The 11827-nt window shown below is 57.9% G+C and carries 14 protein-coding genes; 5 read left to right on the top strand and 9 right to left on the bottom strand.

What is annotated here, in order from left to right; translation table 11 throughout:
* The first annotated feature begins 115 nt into the window (after positions 1-115).
* Positions 116-445: a fe2+ zn2+ uptake regulation protein gene (locus tag EYC95_RS18945; protein ID WP_256656973.1), complete on the top strand. Its 330-nt coding sequence runs from the start codon at positions 116-118 to the stop codon at positions 443-445.
* Between the two features lie 77 nt (positions 446-522).
* On the opposite strand, the gene katG is transcribed toward EYC95_RS18945, so the two are convergent.
* The 5 genes from katG to EYC95_RS18920 all read right to left on the bottom strand — a co-directional run bounded on the left by katG (position 523) and on the right by EYC95_RS18920 (position 7748).
* Positions 523-2778, bottom strand: coding sequence for a catalase/peroxidase HPI (gene katG / locus EYC95_RS18940; RefSeq protein ID WP_131061727.1), 2256 nt, complete (start codon positions 2776-2778; stop codon positions 523-525).
* A 388-nt stretch (positions 2779-3166) separates the two neighbouring features.
* Positions 3167-5203: an LTA synthase family protein gene (locus tag EYC95_RS18935; RefSeq protein ID WP_131061726.1), complete on the bottom strand. Its 2037-nt coding sequence runs from the start codon at positions 5201-5203 to the stop codon at positions 3167-3169.
* Positions 5204-5234: 31 nt separating this feature from the next.
* Positions 5235-5849: a hypothetical protein gene (locus EYC95_RS18930; protein WP_131061725.1), complete on the bottom strand. Its 615-nt coding sequence runs from the start codon at positions 5847-5849 to the stop codon at positions 5235-5237.
* Complete coding sequence (locus tag EYC95_RS18925) at positions 5846-7144, bottom strand: exo-alpha-sialidase (RefSeq protein WP_131061724.1); 1299 nt, start codon at positions 7142-7144, stop codon at positions 5846-5848. The genes EYC95_RS18930 and EYC95_RS18925 overlap by 4 nt, the downstream gene beginning before the upstream one ends.
* A 367-nt stretch (positions 7145-7511) precedes the next feature.
* Entirely contained in the window at positions 7512-7748 is a 237-nt protein-coding gene (locus tag EYC95_RS18920; protein WP_131061723.1) for a hypothetical protein, read from the bottom strand.
* Positions 7749-8133: 385 nt separating this feature from the next.
* Between EYC95_RS18920 and EYC95_RS18915 the strand changes: the two genes are divergently transcribed.
* A complete protein-coding gene (locus EYC95_RS18915) occupies positions 8134-8406 on the top strand; it encodes a hypothetical protein (RefSeq protein ID WP_131061722.1) in 273 nt (90 codons plus the stop codon).
* Between the two features lie 17 nt (positions 8407-8423).
* Positions 8424-8855 carry a DNA methylase gene (locus tag EYC95_RS18910; protein WP_131061721.1) on the top strand — a complete coding sequence of 144 codons (432 nt, stop codon included), beginning with the start codon at positions 8424-8426 and terminating at the stop codon, positions 8853-8855.
* A gap of 17 nt (positions 8856-8872) precedes the next feature.
* Here the strand turns inward: EYC95_RS18910 and EYC95_RS18905 are convergent, their stop codons facing one another.
* The 3 genes from EYC95_RS18905 to EYC95_RS18895 are packed head-to-tail and all read right to left on the bottom strand — an operon-like array spanning position 8873 to position 10156.
* A complete protein-coding gene (locus EYC95_RS18905) occupies positions 8873-9151 on the bottom strand; it encodes a Rho-binding antiterminator (RefSeq protein WP_131061720.1) in 279 nt (92 codons plus the stop codon).
* A gap of 4 nt (positions 9152-9155) precedes the next feature.
* Entirely contained in the window at positions 9156-9416 is a 261-nt protein-coding gene (locus tag EYC95_RS18900; RefSeq protein WP_131061731.1) for a DUF2024 family protein, read from the bottom strand.
* Positions 9416-10156 carry a hypothetical protein gene (locus EYC95_RS18895; RefSeq protein ID WP_131061719.1) on the bottom strand — a complete coding sequence of 247 codons (741 nt, stop codon included), beginning with the start codon at positions 10154-10156 and terminating at the stop codon, positions 9416-9418. The genes EYC95_RS18900 and EYC95_RS18895 overlap by 1 nt, the downstream gene beginning before the upstream one ends.
* Positions 10157-10288: 132 nt before the next feature.
* Here EYC95_RS18895 and EYC95_RS18890 point away from each other — a divergent pair, with 132 nt between their 5' ends.
* Together EYC95_RS18890 and EYC95_RS18885 are read left to right on the top strand one after the other, a co-directional pair.
* The gene (locus EYC95_RS18890) at positions 10289-10849 is read left to right on the top strand and encodes a MarR family winged helix-turn-helix transcriptional regulator (protein WP_371928427.1); all 561 of its coding nucleotides are present in this window, start codon (positions 10289-10291) and stop codon (positions 10847-10849) included.
* 38 nt (positions 10850-10887) lie between these two features.
* A complete protein-coding gene (locus tag EYC95_RS18885) occupies positions 10888-11247 on the top strand; it encodes a hypothetical protein (protein WP_131061717.1) in 360 nt (119 codons plus the stop codon).
* 13 nt (positions 11248-11260) lie between these two features.
* On the opposite strand, the gene EYC95_RS18880 is transcribed toward EYC95_RS18885, so the two are convergent.
* A complete protein-coding gene (locus EYC95_RS18880) occupies positions 11261-11635 on the bottom strand; it encodes a GFA family protein (protein WP_131061730.1) in 375 nt (124 codons plus the stop codon).
* Positions 11636-11827 lie beyond the last annotated feature (192 nt).

The raw sequence follows: 11827 nt of genomic DNA, 5'->3' as shown, positions 1-11827 counted from the left end.
GCGATATCAGCCATTTCTTGATGCATCGGTACAACTGGATTCGGCCCCATCAATTCAACGGTGGGCTGGCGCCAGCTCGGGCCGAAGAAAAACTTAACGTCGTGTCCGGGATTAGTTGACCACTACAAGCATCAATGAGCAAATCCGGGAGCTGCTCCGGTTTTACGGATTGCGCACCAGCCTTATTCGCTTGAAGGTGATCGACGCCTTGCTGGTCGCCGCGAGGGAAGGAACGCCTATCGGTGTGCGTGGAGTGCATTCCTATCTGCAATCCTCTTCCACCGAGTTACCGTTTATCAGCGTGCGGGAAGTGCTCAAGCGCCTCTGTGAAGAGGGTGTCATCGTTTTTCGGGAAGATAAAAGCTACTGCTTTACTGCGCAGGCCATCGCGATACTGGAAACGCACTCTGATCGCGAAGACTCAATACCCTATAAATGCAAGTGAGTTCAGAGGGACTCCCCCGACCCGTATCGACCGGGTCGAGGTAGCCCATTCATGCCCTTACAGCTTCAACGAATGCATCACTTCACATCGAAGCGATCCAGGTTCATCACCTTGGTCCACGCCGCCACGAAGTCCTTAACAAACTTCTCTTTCGCGTCACTGCTTGCGTAAACCTCAGCCAGCGCCCTCAACTGCGCATGAGAGCCAAAGACCAGATCAACCCGCGTCCCGGTCCACTTCACTTCGCCAGAGTTCCGATCGCGTCCTTCAAACTCCTCGTTAGCCTCTGAGGTCGGTTTCCATTCCACCCCCATGTCCAGCAGGTTCTTGAAGAAGTCATTGGTCAACGCCTCTGGCTGCTTCGTGAACACGCCATGTCTGGTCTGCCCTACGTTGGTGTTCAACACGCGCAGGCCACCCACGAGCGCGGTCATTTCTGGCGCGGTGAGCGTCAGCTGTTGTGCCTTGTCGATCAACAGATGCTCGGCCGACACGCTGTAGCGGGATTTCAGGTAGTTACGGAAGCCATCGGCGATGGGTTCGAGGAAGCCGAAAGACTCGACATCCGTCTGTTCTTGAGAGGCGTCCGCCCGACCCGGTGTGAAAGGCACCGTGACGCTGTGACCGGCATTTTTCGCCGCCTGTTCGACACCCGCGTTACCAGCCAGCACGATCAGGTCTGCCAGCGAGATTTTCTTGCCGCTGTTGTTGAACTCGCTCTGGATGCTTTCGAGTTTCGCCAGCACGTTCCCCAGTTGCTCAGGCTGGTTGGCTTGCCAGAATTTCTGCGGAGCCAGACGCAGACGACCACCGTTGGCGCCGCCACGTTTATCGGAACCGCGGAAGGTAGAAGCCGCTGCCCAAGCCGTCGATACAAGCTGCGAGACGCTCAGGCCCGAAGCAAGCAGTTTGCTCTTGAGCGCGGCGACGTCACTGTCGTTGATCAGGGCATGGTCGACCTCTGGGATCGGGTCTTGCCACAGCAATTCTTCGCTGGGCATTTCCGGGCCGAGGTAGCGGGAGAGGGGGCCCATGTCACGGTGGAGCAGTTTGAACCAGGCACGGGCGAACGCGTCGGCCAACTGATCCGGATTGGCCAGGAAGCGCCGCGAGATCGGCTCGTAGATCGGGTCGAATCGCAGGGCAAGGTCCGAGGTCAGCATGGTGGGATTGCGCCGTTTTGACGGGTCGTGTGCATCCGGAATGGTGCCGGCACCGGCGCCGTTTTTGGTGACCCACTGGTTCGCTCCGGCGGGGCTTTTGCTCAGTTCCCACTCGAAGCCGAACAGGTTCTCCAGGTAGTTGTTGCTCCACCGGGTGGGCGTGGTGGTCCAGGTCACTTCCAGGCCGCTGGTGATGGTGTCCGGGCCTTTGCCGGTGCCGAAGCTGCTCTTCCAGCCAAAGCCCTGGGCTTCGAGGCCCGCTGCTTCGGGTTCGGCACCTACGTTGTCGGCAGGCCCGGCGCCGTGGGTTTTGCCGAAGGCATGGCCGCCGGCGATCAGCGCCACGGTTTCTTCGTCATTCATCGCCATGCGCCCGAACGTCTCGCGGATGTCTTTGGCCGAAGCGACGGGGTCCGGGTTACCTTCAGGACCTTCGGGGTTCACATAGATCAAGCCCATTTGCACGGCGGCGAGCGGGTTTTCGAGGTTGCGTCCTTGTTCGGTACGGCTCTCCTCGTTTTCTCCCGGCTCAGCGACGAGTGGGCCTTCGCCGGGCTCTTGCATGGGTTCGTTGTCCTTGCCGTAGCGGGTGTCGCCGCCCAGCCATTTGTTTTCCGAGCCCCAGTAGACGTCTTCATCCGGTTCCCAGACGTCGGGCCGACCGCCCGAAAACCCAAAGGTCTTGAAGCCCATGGACTCCAGCGCGACGTTGCCGGTGAGGACGATCAGGTCCGCCCAGGAGATTTTACGACCGTACTTTTGCTTGATCGGCCAGAGCAGCCGGCGCGCCTTGTCGAGGCTGACGTTATCCGGCCAACTGTTGAGCGGTGCAAAGCGCTGCTGACCCGAACCGGCACCGCCACGACCGTCACCCGTGCGGTACGTGCCTGCGGCGTGCCAGGCCATGCGAATGAACAGCGGCCCATAGTGACCGAAATCCGCCGGCCACCAGTCTTGGGAATCGGTCATCAGCGCCGTGAGGTCACGCTTGACTGCCTCAAAGTCCAGGGTTTTGAATGCTTCGGCATAGTTGAAGCCCTCGTCCGTGGGGGCGGACAGGGACGAGTGCTGGTGCAGGATTTTCAGATTCAGTTGGTTCGGCCACCAATCGCGGTTCGTCGTGCCACCGCCAGCGGCGTGATTGAACGGGCATTTCGATTCATTTGCCATGTGCGAGCTACCTTTGGTCGTGTTCATCCGGCTATCAGCCCGGGGTGGGCGTTAGATAGCAACGAGCCAAATCAATGACATAGGCTGCGGGGCCAGCAGTTTGATCAACTGATTGTCTGGACCACACGGGAATTCTGAACAGCGGCAATCGAGTTGCCTGTGCGGTGGCCCACGGGTGGCCTAGTCAAGCTTCGGACTCATTCCTGTCTCCCTATCAGCACTAAACCGGCCAGCTTGTTCCGCCAGCGCTGGATACAGGTTAGACCCCACTTGGGAAGTCAGCTAATAGGAGGAGTATTGGGGGGTGATAGGTAGAGTCTTTTACGGGTGTCGCGGGGAGGACCCGCGTCTATCTGAAGCTTAGACGCGGGTTTTCAGGTCTGTGAGCTTACTTTTGCACGTTCTGGTACAGCATCAACCTCGAGGTTTCATGCATGGCGCGGGTCAGCTCCGACAGGCGCTTGAACTCTTCAGGGTTTTTCTCGGCGACGTTGTCCAGCGGCGTCATCGAAGCCAGGTCGTGAAGGGTCGGCGAGCTGCCGTCGTGCTCCATCTGCACCATGTAGTGTTGAGTCACGCCAGCAATCAGCGGGAACGTTCCCTCACGCAATACCAGCGGTACCACGCGTTCACCTTCGGGTGCAGGCTGCTGGATATCACGGCCCATGCCGCTGTTGCGAAACTCAAGGCCGGCCATCCCCGCCACGGTAGGCAGCAAGTCCACCAGGCCGACCGCTTCCTCGACCTTGCGCGTCCCGATCAAGCCAGGCGCGTGGATGATCATCGGCACCGCGTTGCTTTCCAGGCCCAGTTGCTCGTAGGCCGGTGCCAGGAACGGGATCTGCGCGATTCGGGTGTTGTGGTCGCCGAACATCACGAAGATGGTGTTCTCGTACCAGCCGCCGGCCTTGGCGATTTCCATCAAGCGTCCGAGGTTGAAGTCCAGCAAGCGCACAGCGTTGTACTGCTCGACGCTGCGCGATCCTGCGGCCTGGACTTCGGCCAGGGTAGGGTGCTTGACCTCGAAGCCGTCATTGCTCTTTGGGATCGTGAACGGACGGTGATTGCCAGCCGTCTGCACATAGGCAAAGAACGGTTTGTCCTTGGGCAGGGCTTGCAGGATCTGATCGGTTTCCTTGAACAGGTCGAGATCGGAAATGCCCCAGACATCCACCACCGGGGATTTCCAGTCCCGCTCTTCGAACAAGCGCACGCCGTCGATGCTTTGCCGAATCAGGGCATTCATATTGGCCCAGCCGGAGTTGCCGCCGATGGTGTAGATCTTCTCGTAACCGGTGAAGGCATTGATCAGCGTGTTTTGCTTGGTGATCAGCGGGTTACGCGTCGCGGTTTCCTGTCGGGTGACGTCAGGCACCCCGCTAATGCTGGCCCAGACGGTTTTCGCGGTCCCGGTCACGGGCACATAGAAGTGCTCAAAGAACCAGCTCTGCGTGGCCAGGCGATCAAGATTGGGTGTCGGATTGATCGGGTTGCCGTAGGCGCCGACGGCGCTGGTCCCCAGCGATTCAAGCATGATGAACATGACGTTAGGGGGACGCGAGCCAGGTACTTTGTAGGGTTGTGGTGCCTGGTGACGTACAAAATCAAGGGTCTGCGGATCAGGTTTTTCGACCCCCAGGTAGTTGGCCATTACCGCGTAATGCTCACGTACCTGCGACTCGTCGTAGCGCGACTGGCCGACTTTGACCGTATCGTAGAGGAACAACACTGGGTTCAGGCCCAGCGCGGCCATCTGGTTGTTACCCGAGAAGAACGCATCGCTCCAGCGCAAAGGGACCGGGTTCTCAAGGTTCATGTTTTCGACACGACCTAAAATGCCCAGCAGCACCAACACGACCATCAACGCGCCACCCCATGTCGCGGAGATCGGGTGAATGATTTTGCGGGGGCGATCCAGCGTGACGCGTTCCAGACGCACCAGGACCAGAGTCACGAGCGCGACCGTTGCCAGCCAACCCAGTGAAATCCAGATCACCGGGTAAGTCTGCCAAACCATGTCGCGGGAAATTTGCGCATCCTCGATGAAGCGCAGCACGGTGGCGTTGATCCTCACGCCCAGGTAGGCGTAATGGCCAAAGTCGATGATGTAGATCAGCAGCATTACGCTCAGGACGGCGACCAGATACACGCGTGCGATCCGCCGAAGCAGGCGGCTGCGGAGCAGGTTCCAGCGAGGAATCCAGGCCAGCAATGCCAACGGCAGCATCGTCAGAATGGCCAGGCGCAGATCGAAACGAAAGCCGATGTTCAGGGTTTCCCAGACGCCCTTTGTGTCGATCAGGGCTTTGGGTTCGAACCCGGAAAAGCCGAAGAAGAACACCACCCTCAGCAGTGCAAACAGCACAAACGCAATCGCTGTAGCGCCTAGCCAGTAATGTAAACGTCTCGAGTGCAGCCAACCCATCCCTGTTCCCCTGTTAAAAAGTCGTTGAATCTCAAGCGGATTTGAATTCGTCGCCCACTGCACCACGGCGCTTGCTTGAGCGGCGATACGTCCAGCGTACGGCAAGCATCAGCAGTGCGCCGCAGCAATACAGACCCAGCAGCGGATCGACCAGGTAATCCCAATAGTTTTGCGAAGGTTTGATCCCGGCGATGAAGCCCAGGGTCGCGCTGGCCAGCATCAACACGGCGAGGCCATTGCGCAGGTAAAACAGGCCCAGTGTCAGCACCGCCACGACAATCAGCATGGGTCGCGGGCTGTAGCCGAACCGATAGGGGTCCAGATCACTCATGCCCAAGGTGGCCGGGTACAGCACCACGGCCATCGCGGCGAAGAGGATCAATACGCCGGTTTTGCCCCGCGCCGATGGCAGCATGTCCAGCCGACGCAAACAGCCCCACGCCATGAACACCAGGGTGGTGATCGCAAGGTCATCAATGTAGCTGCGCAAGTACGCGGCCAGGGTCAACCCTTGCAGCGATATAAAGCTGGCTGCCAGCAACGCGGCCAGCAGCGCGATCCGCCGGGGCCTGGGCAAGCCGAACGAGGGCAGCACCAGGAAGAGGATCATTGCGAAGCTGACATGGGCTTGCCACAGGCTGATCATTTGAGACGCTCGTTGAGCCACGCATCGTTAAAGGTAACGTGCTTGATGAAGGTGTTGTTCCAGGAATAAACCAAGTGATACATGCCGTCAGGACTGCGGATGAAGTACGGGTACTCGTATTCGAATTCACAGCCTTGGCTTTTACAGACACGGTTGTCGAGGTTGTCCAGAAACTCCGCTTCCAGCGATTGGCGACGTGCGCCGCTGGACCCGCGGAACTCTTTGCCGATGATCTCCTTGTAGGCTTCGGGAGAAAACGGAGCGCCCAGTGGATCGGGTGATTTGTCCAGGTCCCGCAACGAGCGCCAATCGTCCATTTTGGCGTCGGTCCCATACAGACTCAGCTTGAAGCGCCCCTCCTGCAGATCGTTGAGCGCCACCAGCAACCCGTGTTCGGGTGTTGCCACGGCCGCCAACGAAGAGTTCGGATTCGAAGGATCGAGCGGATAAGGCTCACTCCAGGTTTGCCCGGCATCTTCAGTGCGGGTCGCCAGAACACGGTGATGGGTGTTGCCGGCGTAACGCAGCAAGGCGATACCGCGCTGTCCGTCCAGCGGAACCACTGTGGGTTGCAGAGAATTCATGCCGTGGCTGATGCGGAATTTGTCGATCACATCGCCATCTGCGCTCAGGTAGAGGTACTCGGCAAACTTGCCCAGAAACTCGTGGTAGACCGGCAAGCCGATCGAGCCGTCGGCATGAAACACCGGCGCCGAGCGGACCAGGGTGCTGATGTTCAGAAAGGGCGACGTGATCAACTGACGAGGCGCGGACCAATGTTCACCGAAGTCGTCGGAAACCATCACATTGACCGCGCTACCGGCCCAGCCACCCATGGACACCGACACATAGAACAACCACACGCGATTATCCGGCGCCAGGGCCACCACCGGATTGCCCAGCTTGCGAATGTATTTTCGAGTGCCCTGTTGGGTCGAATCCCGAGTTGCCAAGACCTGTTCCGCACCCCATTCGCCGGTTTTGGAGTCGAACCGGGCGGAGCGCACCTGCACATCGGCTGCGCCTTCGCGCGAGCCGGCGAACCAGACCGTCATCAGGCTGCCGTCGGGCAAGGCGGTGACCGCCGAGGAATGCACGAAATCGACGAGCCCGGAGGAGGCGAAACGGCTGGTGTAAATGGGCTTGGCTACTTTACCGGCCACGGCCATCACGGGGCTTATCAGGGCAAAGGACGAGTGCGTATTGGCTGGATTGATGACCCACGCGGTCACAAAAAGGCAGGACAGTGCGAGGTAGGCACAGAAGGCAGGAATACTGGGAAGTTTGATGCGCATGACTACGTTGGCATCTCATGGCCCGAAAAGGCGCTTAACGTAACACTCCGTAGTACACGATCGGGTTTTATGATTTGCCAAATTGTAAGCAGGTATTTGTAGCGTGCTTGCATGTCGACGCGCGCAGCTGGCTTTAGCGTCTGAGACTGCCGTACTAGAGGGATTATGCTGGGCTGTGGAGCATTTCCGCCTTTGGTCGCAAAAGTCGGGCCTGTCACAGTTGAGTCATCGAGATTTGTGTTTTTTGTTCGGGCCTCTTCGTCGGAACGCCGCCCGGGGCAACGCTCCCACAGGTAATCGGCGTCGCTCACATGATGGGTGATCGACCCCGAAAACTTTGGGAGCGTGGCATGCCGGGGAGGTCGGCTCAACGGGATTGATCGACGATCTCAATCTGCGTCAACCCTATCAGCTCCGCCTGCTTTAAAATTTCCTCCGGCGTCGCGTCCGCAGTGGGCATGATCAGGCTGTTCTCTCCATCCCCAAAATGCAGCTGCAGCAAGTGCATCGCCGCCTCATGGACGGATAGCTGCGGCTGCTTCAGTTCGAACAAGTGTGTGCGGGGCTCGCCTTTGAACAGGTAACGCAGTGTGTACTTGTGCATGGTGGACTCCTTGTTATGGGAGAAGTGTCGCTGATTATCCCGCCTTGGTTGTCAGTTGTTAGTTCAACTGCTCGACGTTGCCCTTTCTCCGCAGATCCCGACAAGGTCATCGAGGAGCCATAGATGCTCATCGGTACGTCGTCCTGAACTACTCCAGGCTAAAAGGCACCATCACGTACCGCCCAATGGGTAAGAACTCCTCGTACAAGGGCGTTTAGTTACGGAGCGGAGCCTTGCGCCTCGCGCTGCTCTACAGCTGCTACAAAGTTCCAATGATCGGTTGCGGCGGCGGTGCTGCATTGAAAACCCTGCCTTTGGTCGGTGTACCTGAACCGGATTCACGATGGATTGATCCATTCTGAAAGAACTTTCGGGGGGCGTTGCCATGCACTCGTTTGCCAATCTGCTGACTCCGGCGCAAGAGCACAAACTGCGTGCGCTCAACACCTGGCACCTCGTGCTGGATGACTTGAGGCTGCGCATGGAGTGTCCCGACGCCTATCACGAGGAACTGATTCGTCAGTCAGACGAGATGGATCGCTTGGGCATAGTGAGTTGGCAAGAGTGGCGCGACCTCAGGGTTGAGGCGGATCAAGCGTATCTGCGCGCCATTTCGGGTGAGGACTACCACCGAGCGCTGGAAAAGGGGAGCGGCTGATTGAACCGGGTAGCAGCATGAACAAAACCATCAGCGCCACGGACTTGGGCATCGATTTGCAGCAAGACGATGAAGTTGCCCTGTTCAAATGGTTCATCGCCAGTTTTCTGATGGGCAAGCGGATTCAGGCGGAAATCGCCGCGCAGGCGTATCGAGTTATCGTTGGAAAACATACTCGAGACAGTGCGCTCAAGCTTGGGCACTGCACCCATCGTCAACTGGTCGGCATTTTGGGCGAAGCCCATTACGTGCGCTATGACGAGACGACGGCCCAGCGATTGCTAAAGCTGAGCGCCAAGCTGCACGATGAATACGCCGGGAAGATCGGCAACATTCAGCGCGCCAGTGAAAACCGCCAAGCGTTCGAAAAGCGCTTGGCGGAGTTCGAAGGGGTAGGGCCCAAGACCATCGAAATTTTCATGCGCGATGCTGGGGCCGTGCTGTATTGAAACACCCGTGTGGAAGCTCAAAAACTGCAAACCGCACCCTGGAACAACACCCGCCCAAACTCCGCGCCGGCGTCCAGTGGCGTGACAGCCAGCAGTTGATCCAAACGGATTTCCTGAGGGCCGCCAGCCGTTTCAAGGCAGAGAAACTCTTCCTTGTCGCTGGAGGTTCGCGTCGTCAGCGCTTTGGCGATCAGGCGTGCGCCGTCGTTCAACTCGATATCCAGTCGATAACCGCGCAGGCAAGCGATCTCCAGATAGTCGTGCAGATCGCAGTTCAAAGGCTGATACGCGTTCATCTCGTTACTCCTGGCAACCTTGCAGTTTGAGGATGAAGTGACCTTGTTTGCTGATCGCCTCAGCGACGACCGGATTCGTCGGTTCAACGTGGCAGAATCGGCATTCATTCTGGGAAATGTCTTCGTCCTGAATGCCCTGTTCATCAAGGAAACGGCGGGCGTACGACTTCGCCAGTTCAGGGTCATTACTGTCGATCAACACATCGAAATGCAGGTAGCGGCCATCTTTGGTACGCACATGGGTATCAAACACCTTAACGCTCATCATTTGCTCTCCTTCAGTTTCCAGGTGCCGGGCAGAGACAGGTCGCCCGAGGCAATGTCATAGACGCTGCTCACGCAAAGCAGTGGGTTGTGCAGATCGGCATTGACCTTCAGGGCCGCGGTGACGCCGTCGTAGTTGATACTTTCAGGGAAGCCCACGGCTGACAGAGGCACGCGAATATTCGCGGCGTTTTTCTCGACGCTCAGGTCGTAGCCGGGGGAGTCGATGTAGATCGGCGCGCCAGGCCAGGTGGCCGGTAGCTTGGGTTTGGCATCTTTGGGGATGTCGCGAACTTTCAGACCACCAGGCCCGCAGCTTTCGTCTTTGGTCAGCACAACCCAGTGGGAGTGCCAGAGGCCGCCATCGTTGTCCTTCTTGCCGTCCTTGTTTTCGTCCAGTTGCGGGGTGTCGTCGAAGTCCGGGTGCGAGGTCAGTGCCAGGGCAAGAATGCCTGACTTCGCCTCAAACCCGACGGCTGCGCTGTCCAGACTGGTCGGCCAGACGTAGCTATAAACGTCCGCACCTGCGAAAGCGCCTTTAGCCACCGGCACCCGACTACCGGCCTTGCCGTCGACCAATTGTTCGAACACAAGGTTGTTGCCTTCCTTGAAGACACGGGTATGGACAAGATCGAACGCGGCGTCAGTCTTGCTCTTCTCACTGCTGATCCCTGCCGAATCGTGGGCCCATGCCGGCGTTACCAGAAGCGTACTGATGGCCAGTGCCAGTACTGATTTCATGATTACCTCCATTCTGAGCGTGTTTCAATTTGGTTTCGAATCGATACCGAAAAGCCTAGGGCAAGACTGGATTTTGTCAATATGGTTTTTATCCGATACTATTTATCAACACTCTTATCTGGAAATTCCCCCGTGTTGTTCGATCTGCTGGAAAGACTGTCGAGCCTGACGCGCGTCTGGTTTCGCGAACACCCTAAGCTGACGGATCTGCAGCCAATTCAATTGAGCGCGCTGATGTATCTGGGCCGCTGCAATCGTTACTCCAACACGCCGTTGGCGGTGACCGAGTATTTGGGGCTGACCAAGGGCACCGTGTCGCAATCGCTCAAGGCGCTGGAAACCAATGGACTGCTGATCAAAACCCCGGACGCCAAGGACAAACGCAGCGTGCACCTGGAACTGACCGCGCCGGCCAGAGCCCTGCTGGGCGAAGTGATGCCTCCGGATTTTCTGGTCGCTGCCGCCAAGCGACTGGGCGCTCGTTCAGAGGATCTGGAAGGGCTGCTGCTGGAGCTGTTGAGGAATATTCAGCAAGGGGAAAATGTACCGAGCTTCGGGCTTTGCCGAAGCTGCCGCTTCCATCAGACAGTGGCGGACGAGGCCTTTTGTGGACTGACTCAGGAACACCTGGAATCCGGCGAAATCAACTTGATTTGCAGGGAACATCGAGTGCCCGAAGGCGCGCACGATTGAGAGCGGTCAAAGAATTGAAACAATCACAAGGATTCCCCATGGGTTTAAGCAAACGCGATCAGGCACGCATCGAGCGTCGCCTGGTTGCCACCCTGACCGAGGCGTGCGAAACGGCCAAAGCGCAAATCGTCGGATTTGAATGGCTGACCCACGAAGTCGATTACGACGAATTTCCTTCCAGCCTGAGGGTTGTCTGGGTCTTCGACACCCAAGCCAGCAAGGATCAGGCGTTGGCGAGCGGGCAGGGCGAGCGCATGGTCGAGCTGACGGCTATCGCGTTAAGCGAAGCGGAGGTGCTCGTCAGCCAAGTCTCGGCCCATGTGCAGTTCGATTCTGAAGAGCAATGCCAGCGTGCCAATGGTGGCAATTGGCAGCAGCGTCTGGCACGCAAGCGCTAATCCTTTACTGCATCTACTCGTACCAACAGGCTTTCGATTCAATAAAAGAGTGTTTGTGCTTCAACGCCAGGAAAGGCGAATCCAACGTACCGATCGCTATCGAAACCCACTCCGAAAACGCCCCCTTCGAATCAGACCAGAAAAGCGAAGAGCCGCAGTTGGAACAGAACTGGCGCGTGACGCCTTTGGACGATTCGTAACCCTTGAGTGCTGCTGCTCTCGCAGTGACAGAAACCGCCGACCGGGGAGCGCTCGCATACGTCGCGAAGGCCGCTCCATGGCTCTTTTGGCATTGTTTGCAATGGCAATGGGTGACGGCTTTCAGCTCGGTGGATACACGATATTTAACGGCGCCGCATAGGCAGCTGCCTTGGTGAAGCTCGTCCATGTTCATGGAGTTCCTGATTTTCGTCGCGCTACTTTAGCGGTCTTGCGCAAGGTTTGGCCATGACTGCAGCGCCCAGAAAAAGACCGCACGGAATCAAGATCCCAGGTAGAACCTACCGCATGTCGCAAAACACCGAAAGTCCGGCGCCAGGCTTAAAAAACGGCCGACGCAGCCGATAACGTGTTCATAAAA

It is taken from the genome of Pseudomonas sp. BGI-2 (assembly GCF_004310295.1).
Classification (GTDB): Bacteria; Pseudomonadota; Gammaproteobacteria; order Pseudomonadales; family Pseudomonadaceae; genus Aquipseudomonas.
The sequence above is the reverse complement of the archived record's forward strand: the minus strand, read 5'-3'. Positions and strand labels throughout refer to the sequence as shown.